The sequence below is a fragment of the Mycolicibacter engbaekii genome (genome assembly GCF_002101585.1).
GTDB lineage: Bacteria > Actinomycetota > Actinomycetes > Mycobacteriales > Mycobacteriaceae > Mycobacterium > Mycobacterium engbaekii.
On the sequence record NZ_LQOT01000016.1, the window covers coordinates 58,501 to 78,706 of the forward strand.

At 68.8% G+C, this 20,206-nt stretch carries 25 protein-coding genes; 15 read left to right on the forward strand and 10 right to left on the reverse strand.

Translation table 11 applies throughout. The features are described 5' to 3' along the window. Positions 1-7: 7 nt before the first annotated feature. Entirely contained in the window at positions 8-1,297 is a 1,290-nt protein-coding gene (locus AWC02_RS03590) for an ArsB/NhaD family transporter (RefSeq protein WP_085127286.1), read from the forward strand. Positions 1,298-1,307: 10 nt separating this feature from the next. Here AWC02_RS03590 and AWC02_RS03595 read toward each other — a convergent pair whose 3' ends face one another. Together AWC02_RS03595 and AWC02_RS03600 are read right to left on the reverse strand one after the other, a co-directional pair. Then, a complete protein-coding gene (locus AWC02_RS03595) occupies positions 1,308-2,483 on the reverse strand; it encodes a class I SAM-dependent RNA methyltransferase (protein WP_085127288.1) in 1,176 nt (391 codons plus the stop codon). A 4-nt stretch (positions 2,484-2,487) separates the two neighbouring features. Continuing rightward, positions 2,488-4,479, reverse strand: a complete 1,992-nt coding sequence (locus AWC02_RS03600; RefSeq protein ID WP_085127290.1) for an APC family permease — start codon at positions 4,477-4,479, stop codon at positions 2,488-2,490. Positions 4,480-4,582: 103 nt separating this feature from the next. Between AWC02_RS03600 and AWC02_RS03605 the strand changes: the two genes are divergently transcribed. Both AWC02_RS03605 and AWC02_RS03610 read left to right on the forward strand, forming a co-directional pair. Then, positions 4,583-5,254 carry a potassium channel family protein gene (locus AWC02_RS03605; protein ID WP_082109500.1) on the forward strand — a complete coding sequence of 224 codons (672 nt, stop codon included), beginning with the start codon at positions 4,583-4,585 and terminating at the stop codon, positions 5,252-5,254. Positions 5,255-5,291: 37 nt separating this feature from the next. Continuing rightward, positions 5,292-5,951 (forward strand): potassium channel family protein, encoded by a 660-nt coding sequence (locus AWC02_RS03610; RefSeq protein WP_085127292.1) that lies wholly within the window; start codon positions 5,292-5,294, stop codon positions 5,949-5,951. Here the strand turns inward: AWC02_RS03610 and AWC02_RS03615 are convergent. Both AWC02_RS03615 and AWC02_RS03620 read right to left on the reverse strand, forming a co-directional pair. Then, complete coding sequence (locus tag AWC02_RS03615) at positions 5,940-6,611, reverse strand: DUF3159 domain-containing protein (protein WP_085127294.1); 672 nt, start codon at positions 6,609-6,611, stop codon at positions 5,940-5,942. The genes AWC02_RS03610 and AWC02_RS03615 overlap by 12 nt on opposite strands. 28 nt (positions 6,612-6,639) lie before the next feature. Continuing rightward, positions 6,640-7,011, reverse strand: a complete 372-nt coding sequence (locus tag AWC02_RS03620) for an OB-fold nucleic acid binding domain-containing protein (protein ID WP_085127296.1) — start codon at positions 7,009-7,011, stop codon at positions 6,640-6,642. A 106-nt stretch (positions 7,012-7,117) separates the two neighbouring features. Here AWC02_RS03620 and AWC02_RS03625 point away from each other — a divergent pair, with 106 nt between their 5' ends. Continuing rightward, positions 7,118-7,825 carry a hypothetical protein gene (locus AWC02_RS03625; RefSeq protein WP_085127446.1) on the forward strand — a complete coding sequence of 236 codons (708 nt, stop codon included), beginning with the start codon at positions 7,118-7,120 and terminating at the stop codon, positions 7,823-7,825. 18 nt (positions 7,826-7,843) lie between these two features. Here AWC02_RS03625 and AWC02_RS03630 read toward each other — a convergent pair whose 3' ends face one another. Continuing rightward, complete coding sequence (locus AWC02_RS03630; protein ID WP_085127298.1) at positions 7,844-8,680, reverse strand: DUF3710 domain-containing protein; 837 nt, start codon at positions 8,678-8,680, stop codon at positions 7,844-7,846. A gap of 37 nt (positions 8,681-8,717) precedes the next feature. Then, the gene (gene dut, locus AWC02_RS03635) at positions 8,718-9,182 is read right to left on the reverse strand and encodes a dUTP diphosphatase (RefSeq protein WP_085127300.1); all 465 of its coding nucleotides are present in this window, start codon (positions 9,180-9,182) and stop codon (positions 8,718-8,720) included. Between the two features lie 25 nt (positions 9,183-9,207). On the opposite strand from dut, the gene AWC02_RS03640 reads away from it, so the two are divergent. Then, positions 9,208-9,693 (forward strand): DUF3093 domain-containing protein, encoded by a 486-nt coding sequence (locus tag AWC02_RS03640; RefSeq protein WP_085127302.1) that lies wholly within the window; start codon positions 9,208-9,210, stop codon positions 9,691-9,693. 24 nt (positions 9,694-9,717) lie between these two features. On the opposite strand, the gene AWC02_RS03645 is transcribed toward AWC02_RS03640, so the two are convergent. Continuing rightward, positions 9,718-10,020, reverse strand: coding sequence for a DUF4193 domain-containing protein (locus AWC02_RS03645; protein WP_019738982.1), 303 nt, complete (start codon positions 10,018-10,020; stop codon positions 9,718-9,720). A 170-nt stretch (positions 10,021-10,190) separates the two neighbouring features. Between AWC02_RS03645 and cei the strand changes: the two genes are divergently transcribed. The 5 genes from cei to AWC02_RS03670 all read left to right on the forward strand — a co-directional run bounded on the left by cei (position 10,191) and on the right by AWC02_RS03670 (position 14,775). After that, positions 10,191-10,841, forward strand: a complete 651-nt coding sequence (gene cei / locus AWC02_RS03650) for an envelope integrity protein Cei (RefSeq protein WP_085127304.1) — start codon at positions 10,191-10,193, stop codon at positions 10,839-10,841. 25 nt (positions 10,842-10,866) lie between these two features. Next, on the forward strand, positions 10,867-11,664 hold the full coding sequence (gene ppgK / locus AWC02_RS03655; RefSeq protein ID WP_085127305.1) for a polyphosphate--glucose phosphotransferase: 798 nt from the start codon (positions 10,867-10,869) through the stop codon (positions 11,662-11,664). 186 nt (positions 11,665-11,850) lie between these two features. After that, a complete protein-coding gene (locus AWC02_RS03660; RefSeq protein ID WP_085127448.1) occupies positions 11,851-13,359 on the forward strand; it encodes an RNA polymerase sigma factor in 1,509 nt (502 codons plus the stop codon). Between the two features lie 7 nt (positions 13,360-13,366). After that, on the forward strand, positions 13,367-14,449 hold the full coding sequence (locus AWC02_RS03665) for a methyltransferase (RefSeq protein WP_085127307.1): 1,083 nt from the start codon (positions 13,367-13,369) through the stop codon (positions 14,447-14,449). 35 nt (positions 14,450-14,484) lie between these two features. Further along, positions 14,485-14,775 (forward strand): hypothetical protein, encoded by a 291-nt coding sequence (locus tag AWC02_RS03670; protein WP_085127308.1) that lies wholly within the window; start codon positions 14,485-14,487, stop codon positions 14,773-14,775. Here AWC02_RS03670 and AWC02_RS03675 read toward each other — a convergent pair. Continuing rightward, positions 14,726-15,091 (reverse strand): DUF952 domain-containing protein, encoded by a 366-nt coding sequence (locus AWC02_RS03675; RefSeq protein WP_085127310.1) that lies wholly within the window; start codon positions 15,089-15,091, stop codon positions 14,726-14,728. The two genes, AWC02_RS03670 and AWC02_RS03675, sit on opposite strands and share 50 nt — an antisense overlap. A gap of 119 nt (positions 15,092-15,210) precedes the next feature. Here AWC02_RS03675 and AWC02_RS03680 point away from each other — a divergent pair, with 119 nt between their 5' ends. Together AWC02_RS03680 and AWC02_RS03685 are read left to right on the forward strand one after the other, a co-directional pair. Beyond that, positions 15,211-15,405, forward strand: coding sequence for a DUF7455 domain-containing protein (locus AWC02_RS03680; protein ID WP_064855083.1), 195 nt, complete (start codon positions 15,211-15,213; stop codon positions 15,403-15,405). 73 nt (positions 15,406-15,478) lie between these two features. Continuing rightward, positions 15,479-16,426 (forward strand): YihY/virulence factor BrkB family protein, encoded by a 948-nt coding sequence (locus AWC02_RS03685; RefSeq protein ID WP_085127311.1) that lies wholly within the window; start codon positions 15,479-15,481, stop codon positions 16,424-16,426. Here AWC02_RS03685 and AWC02_RS03690 read toward each other — a convergent pair. Next, positions 16,413-16,652 carry a DUF3039 domain-containing protein gene (locus tag AWC02_RS03690; protein ID WP_085127450.1) on the reverse strand — a complete coding sequence of 80 codons (240 nt, stop codon included), beginning with the start codon at positions 16,650-16,652 and terminating at the stop codon, positions 16,413-16,415. The genes AWC02_RS03685 and AWC02_RS03690 overlap by 14 nt on opposite strands. 65 nt (positions 16,653-16,717) lie before the next feature. On the opposite strand from AWC02_RS03690, the gene AWC02_RS03695 reads away from it, so the two are divergent. From AWC02_RS03695 to AWC02_RS03705, 3 genes are all read left to right on the forward strand, one after another. Further along, complete coding sequence (locus AWC02_RS03695) at positions 16,718-17,143, forward strand: DUF3099 domain-containing protein (protein WP_085127313.1); 426 nt, start codon at positions 16,718-16,720, stop codon at positions 17,141-17,143. 128 nt (positions 17,144-17,271) lie between these two features. Next, complete coding sequence (locus AWC02_RS03700) at positions 17,272-18,237, forward strand: sigma-70 family RNA polymerase sigma factor (protein ID WP_085127315.1); 966 nt, start codon at positions 17,272-17,274, stop codon at positions 18,235-18,237. A gap of 176 nt (positions 18,238-18,413) precedes the next feature. Beyond that, positions 18,414-19,106, forward strand: coding sequence for an iron-dependent transcriptional repressor DtxR (locus tag AWC02_RS03705; protein ID WP_085127317.1), 693 nt, complete (start codon positions 18,414-18,416; stop codon positions 19,104-19,106). Positions 19,107-19,116: 10 nt separating this feature from the next. On the opposite strand, the gene AWC02_RS03710 is transcribed toward AWC02_RS03705, so the two are convergent. Next, positions 19,117-20,172 carry a DUF4192 domain-containing protein gene (locus tag AWC02_RS03710; protein ID WP_085127319.1) on the reverse strand — a complete coding sequence of 352 codons (1,056 nt, stop codon included), beginning with the start codon at positions 20,170-20,172 and terminating at the stop codon, positions 19,117-19,119. Between the last annotated feature and the right edge of the window lie 34 nt (positions 20,173-20,206).

A 20,206-nucleotide genomic window follows, 5' to 3' on the forward strand; every position in this document is an offset into this window, starting at 1 on the left:
ACCGCGGATGGCCTTTTTCGCGACGGCGGTGTTTTTAACCGCGTACGCGTTCATCGCCGCTGACCGGATCAACAAGACCGTCGTCGCGCTGGCCGGCGCCGCGGCCGTGGTCATCCTGCCGGTGATCAGCTCCGAGGACATCTTCTATTCCCGCGAAACCGGGATCGACTGGGACGTCATCTTCCTGCTGCTGGGCATGATGATCATCGTCAGCGTGTTGCGCCAGACCGGCGTCTTCGAGTACGTCGCGATCTGGGCAGCAAAGCGCGCCAACGGTTCTCCCCTGCGGATCATGATCCTGCTGGTGCTGGTGACGGCGGTGGCCTCGGCGCTGCTGGACAACGTGACCACGGTGTTGCTGATCGCCCCGGTCACGTTGCTGGTCTGCGACCGCCTCGAGATCAACGCCGCGCCGTTCCTGATGGCCGAAGTGTTCGCCTCCAACATCGGCGGCGCCGCCACGCTGGTCGGCGACCCGCCCAACATCATCATCGCCAGCCGGGCCGGGCTGACCTTCAACGCCTTCCTGATTCACCTGGCGCCGATCGTGGCCGTGGTGATCGTGGTGTTCATCGTCATGCTGCCCCGGCTTTTTCCCGGATCGTTCGCCGTGGAGCCCGAGCGCGTCGCCGATGTGATGGCACTCGAGGAGCGCGAGGCCATCCGCGACCGAGGGCTGCTGATCAAATGCGGCGTGGTGCTGGCCGTGGTGTTCGCTGGATTCATGGGCCATGGGGCGCTGCATCTGGAGCCGTCGGTGGTGGCCCTGTTGGGCGCCGGGGCGCTGGTCATGACGTCCCGGCTGGACCGCTCCGACTACCTGTCGGGGGTGGAATGGGAAACCCTGCTGTTCTTCGCCGGACTGTTCGTGATGGTCGGCGCGCTGGTGGACACCGGGGCGATCGGCGCGCTGGCCAAGACTGCCGCCGAGCTCACCGGAGGCAACGCGCTGCTGACCACGATGGGCATCCTGGGGGTGTCGGCTCCGGTGTCGGGAATCATCGACAACATCCCCTACGTGGCGACCATGACCCCGATCGTCGCCGAGCTCAGCACCACCTTGCCCAACGACCTGCATCCCGACGCGTTGTGGTGGGCCCTGGCGCTGGGCGCCGATTTCGGCGGCAACCTGACCGCCGTGGGAGCCAGCGCCAACGTGGTGATGCTCGGCATCGCCCGGCGCGCCGGCAACCCCATTTCCTTCTGGGAGTTCACCCGCAAGGGCATCGTGGTGACCGCGGTGTCGGTGGCGCTGTCGGCGGTGTACCTGTGGTTGCGCTACTTCGTGTTCGGCTGACGCCGGGCGTTCACCGGGTGAGCAGCGCCACGCACTCCATGTGATGGGTCAGCGGGAAGGCATCGAACACCCGGATCTGCTCGACGCTGTACCCGTGGCCCCGATACAGGCCGATGTCGCGGGCGAACGCGGCCGCCTCACAGCCGACGTGCACCACGCGCGGCACATCTGCGGCCGCCAGCAGGTCGATCACCTCACGCCCGGCGCCGGCGCGTGGCGGGTCCAGCACCGCGACCGCGGCCGGCCCGCGCTGCGCCTCCAGTGCCCGGCGCACCGAGTCGGTGCGCACCGATACCTGCGGGAGATCGGCCAGCGCCGCCCGGGCGGCGCCCGTCGCGGCGCGTGAGGTGTCGACGCTGATCACCTTCCCCGACGGCCCCACCGACTCGGCCAGCGCCGCGGCGAAGATTCCCGCCCCACCGTAGAGATCCCAGGCGGTGCTGCCCGAATCGGCCTGTGCCCACTGCGCTATCAGCGCACTGTAGATCGAGGCCGCCCGCCGATGCGCCTGCCAGAACGCGGTCACCGGGATCTGCCAGCGGCGGCGGCCGACCCACTGGGCGGCGTGGTAGTCGCCCTCGACGACCTCCGGGCGATGCCCCCGACCGGTGCTCACGACATGCCGGACCCCGTCGTCATCGGCCACCACATGCACGTGATCGCCAGGACGCCAACGTTGTTCGGCCAGCCCCTTGATCATCCCCGCCGGCAGCTGACCACACCGCAGGTCGGTGACCAGCTCATCGCTGTGGTATCGGTGAAATCCGGCCTGCCCGTCGGCGCCCACCTCCAGGCGGACCCGGCTGCGCCAGCCCGTCGGTCCGTCATCGCCGAGCGGCTCGGCTTCCCCGTGCCAGGCATGGCCGCCGAGCCGGGCCAGCTGGTTGGCCACCACCTCGCCTTTGAGCACCCGCGCTGCCGCCGGGTCGGCGAACGCCAGGTCACAGCAGCCGGCACCGTCCGCACCGGCGATCGGGCACAGCGACTCGATCCGGGCCGCGGCCGGTTCGAACACCTCGACGCACTCACCGTGCCAGTAGGAGCCGCGCTCGGCGGTGATCCGCACCCGCACCCGTTCGCCGGGCAGTGCGTAGCGAACGAAGACCACTCGGCCGTCGTGCCGGGCCACGCAACTGCCGCCGTTGGCGGCCGGCCCCGTGACCAGGGTCAGCTCTTGATCGATCACTGCCTTAAAAGCCTCTCCGGGTGTCGCCGGGCGCGGGGCGCTGCGCCAGGACCTTGCGCCGCTCCGAGGAGTTCAGCTGCCAGGGCACCGAGGTGACCATGACCTGGGGCATGAACAACAGCCGGGTCTTGAGTCGCAGGGCACTCTGGTTGTGCAGCAGCTGTTCCCACCAGCGGCCCACCACGTATTCGGGGATGTACACGGTCACCACAGTGCGCGGCGACTCCTTGCTGATGCGCTTGACGTAGTCGAGCACCGGCCGGGTGATCTCGCGGTACGGCGATGCGATCACTTTAAGCGGGACGGTGATATCGCTTTCCTCCCACTCTCGGACCAGGCGGCGGGTCTCGGTGTCGTCCACGTTGACGGTGATCGCTTCCAGCGAGTCCGGCCGCGTCGCCCGGGCGTAGGCCAGCGCGCGCCGAGTCGGCAGGTGCAGTTTCGACACCAGCACCAGGGCATGGTTGCGGCTGGGCAGTATCGCCTGGTCCTCCTGGGCGGCCGACTGTGCGGCCAGTTCCAGGTTGACCGCGTCGTAGTGCCGGCGGATCAGCTTCATCAGCAGGAACAGCACGGACATCGCCACGATCGCGATCCACGCGCCGGCGATGAACTTGGTGGCGATCACCACGATCAGCACCACCCCGGTGGCGATGAAGCCGATTGTGTTGACCACCCGCGAGCGCATCATCTTCGACCGGGCAGCCGGGTCGGTCTCGTTGCGCAGCAATCTGTTCCAATGCCGCACCATACCGATCTGACTCAGCGTGAACGAGACGAATACCCCGACGATGTAGAGCTGGATCAGCGCGGTCACCTCCGCCCCGAACGCCACGATGAAGGCGATGGCCACCACCGCCAGAAACACGATGCCGTTGGAGAACGCCAGCCGGTCGCCACGGGTGTGCAACTGCCGGGGCAGGTAGGAGTCCTGGGCCAGGATCGATCCCAGCACCGGAAAGCCGTTGAAGGCGGTGTTGGCGGCCAGCGCCAGGATCAGCGCGGTCACCCCGGCGATGATCCACAGTCCGGGCGGAAAGCCCCGGAACACCGTCTCGGCCAGCTGGGCCAGCAGCGTCTTCTGTTCGTAGTCCGCCGGCGCCCCGATCAGCTGCTCATGCGGACGGGCCGCGATCTTCACCCCGGTCTCCCGGGCCAGCACGATGATGCCCATCATCAACGTGACGGCAATCACACCCAGCATCAGCAGGGTGGTGGCGGCGTTGCGCGACTTCGGCTTGCGAAACGCCGGCACACCGTTGCTGATCGCCTCCACACCGGTCAGCGCGGCACAGCCCGACGAGAACGATTTCGCCACTAGGAACACCAGGGCGACGCCCACCACCTCACCCTGGGTGGAGTGGATCTTGAACTCGGCCGAATCGGCCTGCAACGGATCGCCGAGCACGAAGATCTGGAACAGGCCCCAGCCCAGCATGACGAAGATCCCGATCATGAACGCATACGTCGGAAAGGCGAACGCGGTACCGGATTCGCGGATGCCCCGCAGATTCGCCGCGGCCACCACGATCACCGTCCCCACCGCGAACGCCACTTTGTGCTCGGCGATGAACGGTATCGCCGAGCCGATGTTGGCGACTCCCGAGGAGATCGAGACGGCAACCGTCAGAACGTAATCCACCATCAACGCACTGGCCACGGTCAAGCCCGCGGTGGGACCGAGGTTGACGGTGACGACTTCGTAGTCGCCGCCGCCGGACGGGTAGGCGTGCACATTCTGGCGGTAGGAGGCCACCACGGTGACAAACACGAACGCGACCGCCAGACCCACCCACGGCGTCATCCGATAGGCCGCCAGGCCCGCCACCGACAACACCAGAAAGATCTCTTCGGGTCCATAGGCCACCGAGGACAGCGCGTCGGAGGCGAACACCGGAAGGGCGATGCGCTTCGGAAGCAGCGTGTGGCTGAGCCGATCACTGCGGAAGGGCCGGCCCAGAACCAGGCGCCGAGCAGCGGTGGAAATCTTCGACACGAGAGCCAAGGGTAAGCCAGCCGGGCATTGGCGGTAGCGTTCACCGAATACGGGCACCACTGCTGCTGCCAACCAGGCGAAACCGGCCGAAAGGACGTTGCACGTGCGGGTAGTTGTGATGGGTTGTGGCCGAGTTGGCGCCTCGGTGGCCGATGGGCTGTCCCGGATCGGCCACGAGGTCGCCATCATCGACCGAGACAGCACCGCGTTCAACCGGCTCAGTCCGGAGTTCAACGGCGAGCGCGTGCTCGGTATGGGCTTCGACCGCGATGTGCTGCTGCGAGCGGGCATCGAAGATGCGGCTGCGTTCGCCGCGGTGTCCTCCGGTGACAACTCCAACATCATCGCGGCGCGGCTGGCCCGGGAGACCTTCGGCGTATCGCGGGTGGTGGCCCGCATCTACGACGCCAAGCGGGCGGCGGTCTACGAGCGCCTGGGCATCCCCACCATCGCCACGGTGCCGTGGACCACCGACCGGATGCTCGATGCGCTGACCCGGGAAAGCGAGACCACCAAGTGGCGTGACCCCACCGGCACCGTCGCGGTCGCCGAGGTGGTTCTGCATGAGGACTGGATCGGCCGTCCCGTCACCGATCTGGAGGCGGCCATCAATGCCCGGGTGGCGTTTTTGATCCGGTTCGGTACCGGTGTCCTGCCCGAGCCCCGGACGGTGATTCAGGCCAGCGACCAGGTCTACATCGTCGCGGTGTCGGGTCGGGTGGCCGAAGCGATCGCGATCGCGGCGTTGCCGCCGAGCGAGGACCTGGACAAATGAAACCCCCCACCGGCCTCCGGCCGAAGGAGCGGCGCAGATGAAGGTAGCGGTAGCCGGGGCGGGCGCGGTCGGCCGGTCGATCGCTCGCGAACTGCTCGACAGCGATCACCAGGTGACCTTGATCGAGCGCAACCCTGAGCACGTCGACCCCGAGGACATCGCCGACGCGCAGTGGCATCTGGGCGACGCCTGCGAGCTGAGCCTGCTGGAGGCGGTGCACCTGGAGTCCTTCGACGTGGTGATCGCCGCGACGGGCGACGACAAGGCCAACGTGGTGCTGTCCCTGTTGGCCAAGACCGAGTTTGCGGTGCCCCGGGTGGTGGCGCGCGTCAATGATCCCCGCAATGAGTGGCTGTTCACCGACGCGTGGGGGGTGGACGTCGCAGTGTCCACGCCCCGCATGCTGGCGTCGCTGGTCGAGGAGGCCGTCGCGGTCGGCGACCTGGTTCGGCTCATGGAGTTCCGCAAAGGTCAGGCCAATCTGCTGGAGATCACCCTGCCCGATGACACGCCCTGGGGCGGCAAGCCCGTGCGCAAGCTGACGCTGCCCCGCGACGCCGCGCTGGTGACGATCCTGCGCGGGGCCCGGGTGATCGTGCCGCAGGACGACGAACCCCTCGAGGGCGGTGACGAGCTGCTGTTCGTGGCTTCCAGCGGCATCGAGGACGAACTGCGGGCCCTGCTGCTACCCCACTGACCGGGGGGCACCCTCGGCTGCCGGGGCGGCAGGGCGCGCGTCGAGAGCCCGCTGAACGTATTTGACCGCCAGGTAGGTGGCCACCGCCGCGACCGCCGTCAGGGGCCAGCCCATGGCGATGCGGGCCACCCCCAGCCAACCCGTCTGATCGGCGTTGTAGAGCAGCCGCTGGACCACGAACCGGGACCCGAAGACCAGCACCCAGGCCAGGGTCGCCAGATCGTAGGCGTAGACGGCCGACCGCAGCTCGCGCCAGACCGTGGGCTGACCTGTTGCCCATGACCAGACGTAGCCGACCACCGGGCGGCGGATCACGATCGACGCGGCGAACACCGCTGCCCACACCAGCGACATCCAGATTCCCAGCAGGAAATAGGCCTTGGAGTCGCCCATGCGATAGGCGATCAGGGCGCAGACGGCAACCCCGAAGAAGCCGGAGACGGCCGGCTGGCTGGATTGCCGGCGCAGCAGGCGCCAGGCCAGTACGGCCGCGGCCACGCCCACCGCCGCCAGGACCGCGGCCCACAGGCCGAAGAGGTTGGAGGTCGGCACGAACACCACGATCGGCAACGAGGAGTAGATCAGCCCGGACAGCCCGCCGACCTGCTCCAGAAGGCGCTGCGGCCCCTGGGCGCCCTCGGAGCGGTAGTCCTCGCTCATCGCTGTGCCGGTCTGCCGCGAGGTGGGGTCACTGCTGGATTTCGTAGTGCGGGTTGTAGATGGCCTTGCCGCCGCTTTCCAGCTTGCCCAGCCTGCCGTGCACCCGCAGCGTGCGGCCGGAGTCGATTCCGGGAATGCGGCGCTGCCCGAGCCAGACCAGCGTCACCGTGTCGGTGCCGTCGAAAAGTTCGGCCCGGACCCCGCCGACGCAGCCCTTGGCGTTGGCTTCGACGCTGCGCAGTACCCCGACCATGGTGACCTCTTGGCCGCGCTGGCAGTCGATCGCGCGCTGCGCACCGGTGTTGAACGCCTCGCCGGACAGCTCTTCGACGTCACGCAGCTCGGGATCTTCCGTCAATCGCCGAGTCAGCCGGCGCAGGTACTCTTTCGGAGCAGCCATTGCCCTCTCCCTCAATCGTGTGCGCACGCTACGGTAGACCTGTTGATTACCTAATGCCACACGACCGGCCTGCCGGGTGGCGGACAACACCCGACACGATCAAGAGGTGGCATTGGTTCTGCGCGGCGTGACGGCCGTTCTGCTGCCGGGAACCGGATCCGACGACGACTATGTACGCCGGGCGTTCGGCCGACCGTTGCAGCAGGTGGGTGCCGCCTTGGTGACCCACCGGCCGCAGCCGGGCCGCCTCGTCGAGGGATATCTGGAAGCGCTGGACGCCGCAGCCGCCCGGTCCGGCCCGATCCTGGCCGGCGGAGTGTCGATCGGTGCGGCGGTGGCCGCCGCGTGGGCACTGAGCCATCCCGACCGGGCGGTCGGGGTGCTGGCCGCGCTGCCGGCCTGGACCGGCGCACCCGATGACGCACCGGCTGCCCAGGCCGCCCGCTACAGCGCCCAGCAGCTGCGCGACGAGGGGCTGGCCGCTGTGGTGGCCCAGATGCGGGCCTCCAGCCCGGAGTGGCTCGGGGACGAGTTGGCCCGTTCGTGGACCGCCCAGTGGCCACAGCTGCCCGATGCGCTGGAAGAAGCCGCGGCCTACGTTGCACCGACATCCGCCGAGCTGGCGGCGCTGACCGCTCCGATGGGTCTGACCGCAGCCGTCGATGACGCGGTGCACCCGTTGCAGACGGCCTCCGATTGGGCGGCCACCGTCCCGCGAGCGGCGCTGCGCACCGTCACCCTGGATCAGATCGGCGCCGACCCGGCCGCCCTGGGCAGCGCCTGCGTCACCGCGCTGATCGCCGCCATGGGCTGACCGGCCGCCCCACGATCGCTAGCCGCCGGTGATGGTGCGCAACTGCTGCATCGCCGATCCCTCCACACTGCGGCGGGCGGCGGGCGCCGGCGGCGCAGGCGGTGGCGGTGTGGCGCCGCCTCCCCCGAACTGCTGCATTGCGGCGGCCTGCTGGGCTGCCGCCTGCTGGGCCGCGGCCTGCTGGGCTGCCGCCTGCTGGGCCGCGGCCTGTTGGGCTGCCGCTGCACGCAACTGCTCGGCCATGGGTTCGGGCAGGCGCACCGGCAACGGCGTGCGCACCGGCAGCGGCGTGTCGCCGCGCCGGACCACGGTGTCGGCCAATGCCTGGCGTGCCAGCTGGGCCAGTGGCTCGATGGTCTCGGGCCGGCCGTTGATCACGCAGCGCACCATCCAGCGGTAACCGTCGACACCGATGAACCGAACGGCGCCGGTCGCCGTTCCGACCACCTCCCGGCCCCATGGTCCGTCGACGATGCTGACGTTCGCCGAGTCCCTGCGCAGCGCTTCTGCCAGCTCGGCAGCCACCTCACGCCACAGACCCGGTGACTTGGGCGCGGCGTAGGCGGCGATGTTGAACCGGCCGTACTGGGTCACCAGCCACACCGCACTGGGAACACCGGCGTCGCTCAGTTCAACCTGAACCTGAGCCCCTGCGGGCATCGGCACCAGCACCGAGCCCAGATCCAGCCGAGCCGTGGTAGCCGCAGCCGGGTCGTCGAAATCCTCGATGTCGAAGGGCCCCTCCAGCTCCTCCGGCTCGGTTTCGTAGTCGTCGTCCAATTCTGCGGAGGCCTCCGGCCCGGCGCTCGTCGGCTTGGCCGCCTCGCCCTTGCCTTTACCTCTACCGAATGCCATCACAGCCGCCCATCTTCATCACTTCGTGCTTTCCGTGTCACAAACTCGCATGTCCCCCCGAGGAGCCGTGTCCATCGGCGCCGCGGCTCGTCTGGGCCAGTCCAGCATCGTCGAACGATGCCACCTCGACCAGTTCCGGCAGTTCCACCCGCTGCACCAGCAGTTGGGCGATCCGGTCGCCGCGGTGGATCTCGATCGGCGTCGCCGGATCGAGGTTGATCAACGCCACCTTGATCTCACCACGATAGCCCGCATCGACGGTGCCCGGGCTGTTGACGATTGAAAGACCCACCCGCGCAGCCAAACCCGACCGGGGATGAACCAGGCCCACCATGCCGAACGGAATGGCCACCGCGATCCCGGTGGGCACCAGCGCGCGCTCGCCGGGACCCAGTTCGACGTCGATCGCGCTGTAGAGGTCCACGCCGGCATCGCCGGGGTGCGCACGGCTGGGCAGGGGCAGATCCGGATCCAGGCGAACAACCGCGAGACTGGGTGACACGAGGCGCAAGACTACTCTTAGCCGGATGTCGGGATCGCGTCTGAACCACCGGACATCGCAAACCGTGCGCTACAGCGAGCAGCTGTGGGTGCCGTGGTGGTGGTGGCCACTGGGGTTTGCGGGCACTGGGCTGTTGGCCTACGAAGTCCGGTTGGGGCTGCGCAGCCTGCCTGACTGGCTGCCGTTCGCGGTGTTCTTCGCGATCACCGCGGGCGCCCTGCTGTGGTGGGGGCGCATCACGGTGCGGGTGGTCGACAGCGGCGGGGACAGACAGCTGTGGGTCGGTGACGCGCACCTGCCCACGTCGGTGATCGCACGCTCGGCCGAGGTACCGCGGTCGGCGAAATCCGCGGCGCTGGGCCGCCAACTCGATCCGGCCGCCTACGTCGTCCACCGCGGCTGGGTAGGCCCCATGGTGCTGGTGGTTCTCGACGATCCCGACGACCCGACCCCCTACTGGCTGGTCAGCTGTCGCCATCCGCAGCGACTGCTGGCAGCACTGCAGACCTGAGTGGGATCCGGCGGCGCGGCCGGCTCAGGCCGCGCAGTCGGTGCAGATCATCACGCCGTTCTTCTCGCTGGCGAGCCGACTGCGGTGCTGAACCAAAAAGCAGCTCGAGCAAGTGAATTCGTCGGCCTGCTTCGGAATGACCCGCACCGACAGCTCTTCGCCCGACAGGTCGGCGCCGGGCAGCTCGAACGACTCGGCCGATTCGGACTCGTCCACATCGACCACAGCGGACTGCGCCTCGTTGCGACGGGCCTTGAGCTCCTCCAACGAATCCTCGGAAACGTCATCGGTCTCTGTGCGCCGCGGGGCGTCGTAATCGGTAGCCATGGTCTTCTCCCCTCCAGTCCCCTCGTAAGCCTGCGCGAGCTTTGTACCAGCGTCGAACGCATCCACCAAATGATTCGTGCCCGGATTGCCCCCGAAACAAGTGTGAGTTATATCACACTCCCCTGCTGACCACGGTCATCGCACGCCCGCGCGCCCTCTAGAGTGCGTACGTGGTCGCGCAAATCACCTCCGGTACCGAGTTCGACAAGCACGGTCGGCCGTTCCGGCGACGTAACTACCGACCGGCTGCCTACGCGGCGGCCGCCCTGGCCCTGCTGACCGCCGTGGTGTGGGCGGTGGCGCTGACCCGGCCGGTCGATATTCACGAGGTCGCGGTGTGCAACGCCCCGCCGGCGCCCACCGAACCGGACCAGCCGCAGTTGGGTACCCAGGTGCCCCGCACCGCGATGGTCGCCACCACCCCGGCCCGGCTTGCCGACGTCAAGGCACGCGTGCTCAACGCCAGCGGCCGGGCGGGTCAGGCCGCCGACGTCGCCGACGCCCTGCGCGACGACGGCTTCCCCCAGCCGACGGCGGCCAACGATCCCATCTACAGCGAAGTCCGCCTGGACTGCCAGGGCCAGATTCGCTTCGGCCCGGCCGGCCAGGCAGCCGCGGCGGCACTGTGGCTGGTGGCGCCCTGCGCCGAACTGTTTCGCGACGACCGCGCCGACGACTCGGTGGACCTGGCCGTCGGCAGCGACTTCATCAGCCTGTCTCACAGCGACGACATCGAAGCCGCCCTGGCCGGACTGCGTCCGGACTCCACCGGCATGCCCGATCCTGCCCTGCTGACCAAGATCCATTCCGGCACCTGCTGACGATCGACCGCCGAAGAGGAGATCCATGACCGGACCCGCCCCCGCTTCCCCCCCGGCCACCGGCGAGCGGCAGCAGCGACACGGCTTCGGAGTCGACGTCGGCGGCAGCGGCATCAAGGGCGGCATCGTCGACCTTGACACCGGCGCGCTGGTCGGTGAGCGGGTCAAACTGCCCACGCCCAACCCCGCCACGCCGGCCCTGGTGGCACAGACCGTCGCCGCGGTGGTCCGGGAGTTCGGTTGGACCGGCCCGCTGGGCGTCACCTATCCCGGGGTGGTCGTCGACGGCATCGTGCGGACCGCCGCCAACGTGGACAAGTCCTGGATCGGGCTCAACGTGCAGGAGACGATCGCCGCCGAACTGGACGGCCAGCGGGTGGTCGTCCTCAACGACGCCGACGCCGCCGGGCTCGCTGAGGAGCGCTACGGGGCGGGCAACAACAACCCCGGCGTGGTCGTGTTGCTCACCTTCGGCACCGGGATCGGATCGGCGGTGCTCCACAACGGAAAGCTGCTGCCCAACACCGAACTCGGGCATATCGAGGTGGGCGGCAAGGAGGCCGAGCAGCGGGCCGCGGCGTCGGTCAAGGAGCGCAAGAACTGGTCCATGGCGAGGTGGGCCGAACAGGTCACGATGGTGCTGACGGCGATCGAGGACGCGCTCTGCCCGGACCTGATCATCGTGGGCGGCGGTATCAGCCGTAAAGCCGATCGGTGGGTGCCGCTGCTGGGCAATCGGACTCCGGTGGTGGCCGCGACACTGCAGAACACCGCGGGCATCGTCGGGGCGGCGATGGCGTCTTCGGCCGACGAGACTCACTGAATTGCGCCCGCTCGACGAGTCCCGCCCCGTCCTGTCGTTACAATGGTCCGCGGCGGCCGCCTAACCGATAGCGGCGACTATCCCAGTTGATCTCCAACTGAAATAGAGCCGACATTCGACATACCCGATACTTTCGGTTGCGCACGACGCTGCGACCCGAAAGTCAGTCCGACCGAAGGGGTGGACGTGGCAGTGAGCAAGGCACAGCCGGCGGCTGAGGAGCCCAAGAAGGCCAGCGCCACCAAGGCGCCCGCCAAGGCCGCCGCGAAGTCGCCTGCCAAGGCTGCCGCCAAGTCCGCCGCCGCGGCGCCCGCCAAGCGCACCGCGGCCAAGGCCACCAAGGCGGCAGCACCGGCCAAGAAGGCGGCCAAGTCGACGGCGCGGAGCGCCGACGCAGCGGCCAAGCCCGCGACGCGCGCCACGCGGGGTCCGGCGAAGAAAGCGGCCAAGGCCACCAAGGCGGCGGCGAAGAACGCCGATGCCCTGGCGCCCGAGAACCTCGATGCCGATGTAGAGCTCGACGGCGAACCCGGTGTGGACGACATCGACGTCGCCGACCTGAGCCTGGACGATCTCGATGACGACGACACGGCCGCCGACGGCGACGACACCGCGTCGAGCCCGGCAGCCGAGGCGGCCGACGACGGCGACGAGGACGGCGACGAGGACGAGATCGCCGAGCCCAGCGAGAAGGACAAGGCGTCGGGCGACTTCGTCTGGGACGAAGAGGAGTCCGAGGCGCTGCGCCAGGCCCGAAAGGACGCCGAGCTCACCGCGTCGGCCGACTCGGTGCGTGCCTACCTCAAGCAGATCGGCAAGGTGGCGCTGCTCAACGCCGAAGAGGAAGTCGAACTGGCCAAGCGCATCGAGGCCGGCCTGTTCGCCACCCAGAAGATGGCCGAGCACGCCGAGAAGGGCGACAAGCTCGCGGTTGCCTACCGGCGGGACATGGCGTGGATCTGCCGCGACGGCGACCGCGCCAAGAACCACCTGCTCGAAGCCAACCTGCGCCTGGTGGTGTCGCTGGCCAAGCGCTACACCGGCCGCGGCATGGCGTTCCTGGACCTGATCCAGGAGGGCAACCTCGGTCTGATCCGCGCGGTGGAGAAGTTCGACTACACCAAGGGCTACAAGTTCTCCACCTACGCCACCTGGTGGATCCGCCAGGCCATCACCCGCGCCATGGCCGACCAGGCCCGCACCATCCGCATCCCGGTCCACATGGTCGAGGTCATCAACAAGCTCGGCCGGATCCAGCGGGAGCTGTTGCAGGACCTGGGCCGCGAACCCACCCCTGAGGAACTCGCCCGGGAGATGGACATCACCCCGGAGAAGGTGCTGGAGATCCAGCAGTACGCCCGCGAGCCGATCTCGCTGGACCAGACCATCGGTGATGAGGGCGACTCGCAGCTCGGCGACTTCATCGAAGACAGCGAGGCCGTGGTCGCCGTCGACGCGGTCTCCTTCACACTGCTTCAGGACCAGCTGCAGTCGGTGCTCGAAACGCTCTCCGAGCGCGAGGCGGGCGTGGTGCGGTTGCGCTTCGGCCTCACCGACGGACAGCCGCGCACCCTCGACGAGATCGGCCAGGTCTACGGGGTGACCCGGGAACGCATCCGCCAGATCGAGTCCAAGACCATGTCGAAACTGCGCCATCCCAGCCGGTCTCAGGTCCTGCGCGACTACCTCGACTAGAGCACAGATGGCCGCCACTCCCCCCTCGGCAGTACTGCGTGCCGTCGATGCGTGCCGTGGCGGCCTACAGCGCCTGCGCCAGGTGACCGTTCCCGCCTCCGTCGCCGCCCTGGAATTGGGGTTGGGCGGTTGGCTGTCGCAGGCCCTCAGCGCCGCCGTGCGGCTGGGAATCCCCGACGCGCTCAGCGCGGGTCCGCTGACCGCTGACGAGGTCGCTGCCCGGGCCGGGACCAACCCCGCGGCCACCTACCGGCTGATGCGCGCGCTGGCCAGTCACTCGGTGTTCAAACTGCGCCGCGACGGCCGGTTCGCGCTGACCCGCGTCGGCCGGGCCCTGGTGTCGGATAATCCGGCCGGAGTGGCCCCGATGATGGCGTTCGTCGGCCACCCGCGACACCGGGAACATTGGTCGCAGCTCGAGCACTCGGTGCGGACCGGCGAGACCGCCGTCGACGAGCTTCGTGGAATGCCTATCTTCGAGTACCTGGACACCGACCCCGAACTGGCGCAGGTCTTCAACGACGCGATGACGGGCGCCTCTGCAATCGCCATCGAAAGCGCGGTACCCGCATACGATTTCAGCTCCAGCAAGCTCATCGTCGATGTCGGTGGCGGTCATGGCGCGCTGCTGGCCGCGGTGCTGCGCCGGGCCCCCGACGCTCGCGGCGTGCTGTTCGACCTGCCGCAGGTTGTCGCCGGCGCCGGAGCGGCGATGAGCGCCGCCGGGGTGGCGTCGCGCTGCGACGTCCAGGGCGGCTCGTTCTTCGAGTCGGTGCCCGTCGGCGGCGACACGTACCTGCTCAAGACCGTCATCCACGACTGGGACGACGATCGATCGCGCGCGATTCTGCGCAACGTCCGCAGCGCCATCGCGCCCGGCGGAAAGCTGCTGCTGTTCGAGATGGTGCTTCCTGAGGGGGCTCCTGCCCACCTGGGCCTGCTGCTCGACCTGGAGATGCTGGTGACCGCGGGCGGCCAGGAGCGCACCCGCCGGGAGTATGGCGAGCTGCTGGCTGCCACCGGTTTCGAACTGCGCCGCGTGGTGCCCACCACCAGCCCACTGGCGATCGTCGAGGCTCGGCCGATCTAGGCCGCCGGCGCCGGGCCGGCGTAGGATCGCCGAGCATGTCCCCGGATGATCCCGTGTCGTCCCAGACCTTCGCCGCGTTGCTCAAGCGCGCGACCACCCATGGTCATCCCGCGCCGCCCGAGGCTGGTTTGAATCCCGCTGTGCTCGACGCGATCAACGCCGTCGCCGCGACCTGGCCACGAGTGCCCGCGGCGTTGATCAACAAGGCGCAGACCACGTTCGCCCGTAGCGAACTCACCCGGGCGTCGGCAGCCAAGCCGACCACCCCGATCAACCTCAACCAGCCGGGGCGAACACGCCATCCGGGCCCGGCCGGTACGGACTGACACCGCACACCGCCGCAACGGGCAACGGCCCGTACAGATGCGGGAACAACATCGACTCCGGATCGCCCGGCACGCCGGGCTCCCAGCGCACCGGAGCGCCGAGTTCGTCCGGATTCACCTGCAGTAACACCAGATCCGTGCAGCCGCGGTAGAGCCGATTCGCCGGCAGGTGCACCTGCTGCGGCGTCGACAGGTGCACGAATCCGACACTGCGCAATGACTCGGGGCGTAGCTCGCCGGCCTGCTGCGCCCGCTCCCAGTCGCCGGCGCGGCACATGTGTACCAAGACCCCCGCCGGTATCGGTTGCTGCTCCATATCACCGATCCTGCCGCACCGCGCTTCGGGGTGAGACACGACACAGCCGGAGCCGGGAACAACGCCGAACGCTCAAGCGTCTGACACACTTGAGAGCAACCGCGAGAACGGAGGAGCCCATGAACGCGACTCTGACCAGTCCCGAACTGACCCGGGCTGATCGATGCGACCGGTGCGGCGCAGCCGCCCGGGTGCGAGCCACGCTGCCCTCCGGTGCCGAACTTCTCTTCTGCCAGCACCACGCCAACGAGCACGAGGCCAAGCTGATCGAGCTGGCCGCGGTGATTCAGGTCAGCGCGTCCGACGAGGCGTGACGCGAGGCGCAGCCAACACGCCGTCTGAGCAGATTGTGCAATAGCGGCAATCGTCAGGAATGCTGGGCTGGTCATGACTGACCGGATTCCCAAACCCTCCCGTCATCACCTGCTCCGGATCGCCCGGCGCACCCTGGTGAAGAGCTGGGACGATTCGATCTTCTCCGAATCGGCGCAGGCGGGCTTCTGGTCGGTGTTGTCCCTGCCGCCGCTGCTGCTGGGAATGTTGGGCTCGCTGTCCTACGTGGCGCCGCTGTTCGGCCCGAACACGCTGGCCACCATCCAGGACCGGCTGATCAGCATGGCCAGCAGCTTCTTCTCCAAGAACGTGGTGGTGGAGATCATCGAGCCGACGGTGCGAGACATCGTGGCCAATGCGCGCGGTGAGGTGGTCTCGCTCGGCTTCGTGATATCGCTGTGGGCCGGATCATCGGCGATCTCGGCGTTCGTCGACTCGGTGGTCGAGGCCCACGATCAGACCCCGCTGCGTCATCCGGTGCGGCAACGCTTCTTCGCGCTCGGGCTCTACGTCGCGATGCTGGTGATCGCGGTGGCCACCGCCCCGCTGGCCGCGCTGGGACCGCACGCGATCGCCGAGCGGCTGCCGGCCAGATGGACCGACATTCTGCGGTTCGGCTACTACCCGGCGCTGGTGCTGGGTCTGCTGCTCGCGGTGACGGTGCTCTACCGGGTGTCGCTGCCCAAGCCCCTGCCCTCGCACCGGCTGATTTTCGGCGCGTTGCTGGCCACGACCGTGTTCGTGGTGGCGACGATGGGTCTGCGCATCTACCTGCGCTACATCACCAGCACCGGCTACACCTACGGGGCGCTGGCGACGCCGATCGCCTTTCTGCTGTTCGCGTTTCTGCTCGGCTTCGCGATCATGCTGGGCGCCGAACTGAATGCGGCCGTCCAGGAAGAGTGGCCCGCCCACGCCACCCACCTGCACCAGCTGCGTAGGTGGGTGGTCTCACGAGCCGGCCAGGCCGGCGACGAGACCGATCCGGTCAAGCCTGTTTGAGCGTCGCGTAGATCTTCTTGCAGTCCGGGCAGACCGGGGAACCGGGCTTGGCCGACTTGGTCACCGGGAACACCTCGCCGCACAGCGCCACCACGTGGGTGCCCATGACCGCGCTCTCGGCGATCTTGTCCTTCTTCACGTAGTGGAAGTACTTCGGGGTGTCGCCGCCGGTCCCGTCATCGACGCGTTCCTCGGAATCGGTGCGCTCGAGGGTGTCGGTCTGTATGCCCATGTTCCCATTGTGCCCAGAACCGCAGGGTTCCCAAAACCCCTCGTGCCGGGGAGCCGGACATGTGGGACAGTGGAGGGATGAAGCACGGCCCCGAGCTGGGTTTCGACGACGACGGCCGACCGGTCCTGATCACCGCGGCAGCCCCGTCCTACGAGCAGCAGCACCGTGAGCGGGTACGCAAGTACCTGACCTTGATGGCGTTTCGGGTGCCTGCGCTGATCTTCGCCGCGATCGCCTACGGAATCTGGCACAACGGGCTGATCTCCCTGCTGATCCTGGTGGCGTCGATCCCGCTGCCGTGGATGGCGGTGCTGATCGCCAATGACCGGCCGCCCCGCAGCAAGGAGGAGCCCCGCCGCTATGAGGCGGCTCCTACGCGCACCCCGCTGTTCCCCACCGGCACCCGGCCGGCCCTGCAGCGGCCACCGCGCCCGGATTCCGGCGACGGCGCGGGCGGCGAAGCGCCGCACGCGAACGGTTCTTAGCACATTCTCAAAGTCATTCCCGTATTTCCGCACGTCAGGTGGTGTGGAAATGCGATCGTCCGGGAACTCTGCGTGCGTGTCGGGCGTTGACACGTGTGACAGCTGAAGCCGATCAACGGGAGGCCCCAATGGCAAAGGGAGATGCCAGCATGAGTCGGATCGACGGCGATCTGGACGCGCAGAGCCCAGCCGCCGACCTGGTACGGGTGTACCTCAACGGCATCGGCAAAACCGCGTTGCTCAACGCCGCCGACGAGGTGGAACTCGCCAAGCGGATCGAGGCCGGGCTCTATGCCCAGCACCTGCTCGACACCCGCAAGCGTTTCGGCGAGAAGCGCAAGCGCGAACTGGCAGCGGTGGTACGCGACGGCGAGTCCGCGCGCCGGCACCTGCTGGAAGCCAACCTGCGTCTGGTGGTCTCACTGGCCAAGCGCTACACCGGCCGGGGCATGCCGCTGCTGGACCTGATCCAGGAGGGCAACCTCGGACTGATCCGCGCCATGGAGAAGTTCGACTACACCAAGGGCTTCAAGTTCTCCACCTACGCCACCTGGTGGATTCGCCAGGCCATCACCCGAGGCATGGCGGATCAGAGCCGCACCATCCGGCTTCCGGTCCACCTGGTCGAACAGGTCAACAAGCTGGCGCGGATCAAGCGTGAGATGCACCAGCAGCTGGGCCGCGAGGCCACCGACGAAGAGCTGGCCGCCGAGTCCGGCATTCCGGCGGAGCGGATCAACGACCTGCTCGAGCACAGCCGCGACCCGGTCAGCCTCGACATGCCGGTGGGCTCTGACGAGGAGGCCCCGCTGGGCGACTTCATCGAGGACTCCGAGGCGATGTCGGCGGAGAACGCGGTGATCGCCGAGTTGCTGCACACCGATATCCGCAGCGTCCTGGCCACCCTCGACGAGCGGGAGCACCAGGTGATCCGGCTGCGGTTCGGCCTCGACGACGGTCAGCCCCGCACGCTGGACCAGATCGGCAAGCTGTTCGGTCTGTCGCGCGAGCGGGTCCGCCAGATCGAGCGCGAGGTGATGGCGAAGCTGCGCCACGGCGAGCGCGCCGACCGGCTGCGTTCCTACGCCAGCTGACACCGGCGGGCCCGGTCGGGCCCGGTGCATCGTCCCCGTTCCGGCGGGCCGCCGCAGATCGCGGAGGCCCGCCGGAGCTGCATCTGCGGACCTGCATTGCCGCCGCAACGCCGAGCATCGCGGCTCACCGCGGCCTTGGCTGTCCAAGTAGACTCAGCTGCGACGGAAGGTGCCGAATGAATGACTTGGTTGATACCACCGAGATGTACCTCAGGACGATCTACGACCTTGAGGAAGAGGGTGTCACCCCGCTGCGTGCACGCATAGCCGAGCGCTTGGAGCAAAGTGGCCCGACCGTCAGTCAGACGGTGTCCCGGATGGAACGCGACGGCCTGCTAAAGGTGGCCGGCGACCGTCATCTCGAACTCACCGAGAAGGGCCGCTCCCTGGCGGTCTCGGTGATGCGCAAGCACCGGCTGGCCGAACGCCTGCTCGTCGACGTCATCGGCCTGCCGCTGGAGGAGGTGCATGCCGAGGCCTGTCGCTGGGAGCATGTGATGAGCGAGGTCGTCGAGCGGCGCCTGGTTCAGGTGCTCGACAACCCGACCACGTCGCCGTTCGGCAATCCCATCCCCGGTCTTCTGGATCTCGGTTTCGGCGCCGGGTCCGGCGGCGGCGATTCCGACCTCGTTCGGCTGACCGAACTGCCGGCCGGCGCCCCGGTGGCGGTGGTGGTGCGCCAGCTCACCGAGCACGTCCAGGGCGATATCGACCTGATCACCCGGCTCAAGGAAGCCGGTGTGGTGCCCAACGCCAGGGTGACCGTCCAGACGGACGGCGACGACGGGGTGACCATCGTGATCCCCGGCCACACCGACGTGAGCCTCCCCTACGAGATGGCGCACGCCGTGAAGGTCCAGAAGGTCTGACGCCCGGTCCTCAACCGGCCCGCCGATCCGGGTCCTGCCGCCGCGGCAGGCGCACCCCGATCTGCTGTCCCAGCCGGTAGCCGGTGTCGGCCAGACCACGGATACGCTCCGGCCTCAGCCCGGATTGCAGGGCAGTGTCGAGTAGGCCCGCCATCCGATGCCCCGGCACACTGCGCAGGGCGGCTTCCAGCGATACCCCGGCCAGCGGCCCGTCCCCACGCGCGTAGGCGCTGAACGCCAGCAGCACCAGCGCCTCGGCGCGCCAGGGCTCCGGCAGAGCCCGGGCCAGGGTCGCCCACAGCCGCTCGGCTTCGGCGGCGCGCTCACCGATCGCCAAGGCGCACAGGGTGTCCCGGACCAGCACATCGGTGAGCGAACATCCGAGCCGGGCCAACTCCGCCTCGCCCGGCTCCTGTCCGGCCGCCAGCGCAGCGACAGCAGCCAGCACCTGCGCGACGTCGCGGCCAGCTCGGACGAGAGCCGCACCGCGCCCCGCGGCCCGCTCTGCCGTACAGTCGGCGATCGCCGCGGCCACCGCGGCACGGCGCACCGCGTCATCGGGGGTGACCACCGCTTGCACGTCCGCACGGCGGGCATACAGTCGCCTGCCCTCCAGCACTGCGGCGGCGGCCAGCGGCGACGCCTCCGGGTCGTCGACCGGACCGCCGGCACCGCAGCCGTCGGCGCAATGCCACCTGCCGCCCCGGGCCACCCGATCCACCACATGCGCGCCGAGCAGCGCGATGTCGCGGCGGGACAACTCTTCGGTCAGCCGGGCGATCAGCAGCCGGTGCTGATCCCCGCAGGCCGGGCAGCCGGCTCCCGGCTCGTCGACGAGCACCGCGACGGCCTCCGCCGGCGCGGCGGCCGCCGCCACCTCCGCAAGCCGCCCCAGGGTGCCGATGAGCGCGTCGGTCAGATCGACCCGCAGCACCGAGCCCAGTTCACCGCCGTCGAGCAAGATCAGGACCAGGGAGTTCTCCGGCACGAAGCCGAGGATGGCCGGCAACGCCGCGATCAGCGCTTCGGGCCGGTTCAGCGTGAAGTCCGGTTGCTTTGTCGTCATGGCTGCAACGGTGACGACAAGCTCCGTCACGCCG

Bases quoted from the DNA above. Each gene is read 5' to 3' on its own strand.
- AWC02_RS03710 (WP_085127319.1), bottom strand. From the start codon at position 20,172: ATGACGACAAAGCAACCGGACTTCACGCTGAACCGGCCCGAAGCGCTG.
- AWC02_RS03630 (WP_085127298.1), bottom strand. From the start codon at position 8,680: ATGGCATTCGGTAGAGGTAAAGGCAAGGGCGAGGCGGCCAAGCCGACG.
- AWC02_RS03640 (WP_085127302.1), top strand. From the start codon at position 9,208: ATGTCGGGATCGCGTCTGAACCACCGGACATCGCAAACCGTGCGCTAC.
- AWC02_RS03620 (WP_085127296.1), bottom strand. From the start codon at position 7,011: ATGGCTGCTCCGAAAGAGTACCTGCGCCGGCTGACTCGGCGATTGACG.
- AWC02_RS03590 (WP_085127286.1), top strand. From the start codon at position 8: ATGGCCTTTTTCGCGACGGCGGTGTTTTTAACCGCGTACGCGTTCATC.
- AWC02_RS03665 (WP_085127307.1), top strand. From the start codon at position 13,367: ATGGCCGCCACTCCCCCCTCGGCAGTACTGCGTGCCGTCGATGCGTGC.
- AWC02_RS03685 (WP_085127311.1), top strand. From the start codon at position 15,479: ATGACTGACCGGATTCCCAAACCCTCCCGTCATCACCTGCTCCGGATC.
- AWC02_RS03705 (WP_085127317.1), top strand. From the start codon at position 18,414: ATGAATGACTTGGTTGATACCACCGAGATGTACCTCAGGACGATCTAC.
- AWC02_RS03670 (WP_085127308.1), top strand. From the start codon at position 14,485: ATGTCCCCGGATGATCCCGTGTCGTCCCAGACCTTCGCCGCGTTGCTC.
- AWC02_RS03615 (WP_085127294.1), bottom strand. From the start codon at position 6,611: ATGAGCGAGGACTACCGCTCCGAGGGCGCCCAGGGGCCGCAGCGCCTT.
- AWC02_RS03700 (WP_085127315.1), top strand. From the start codon at position 17,272: ATGGCAAAGGGAGATGCCAGCATGAGTCGGATCGACGGCGATCTGGAC.
- AWC02_RS03610 (WP_085127292.1), top strand. From the start codon at position 5,292: ATGAAGGTAGCGGTAGCCGGGGCGGGCGCGGTCGGCCGGTCGATCGCT.
- AWC02_RS03675 (WP_085127310.1), bottom strand. From the start codon at position 15,091: ATGGAGCAGCAACCGATACCGGCGGGGGTCTTGGTACACATGTGCCGC.
- ppgK (WP_085127305.1), top strand. From the start codon at position 10,867: ATGACCGGACCCGCCCCCGCTTCCCCCCCGGCCACCGGCGAGCGGCAG.
- AWC02_RS03645 (WP_019738982.1), bottom strand. From the start codon at position 10,020: ATGGCTACCGATTACGACGCCCCGCGGCGCACAGAGACCGATGACGTT.
- AWC02_RS03680 (WP_064855083.1), top strand. From the start codon at position 15,211: ATGAACGCGACTCTGACCAGTCCCGAACTGACCCGGGCTGATCGATGC.
- AWC02_RS03695 (WP_085127313.1), top strand. From the start codon at position 16,718: ATGTGGGACAGTGGAGGGATGAAGCACGGCCCCGAGCTGGGTTTCGAC.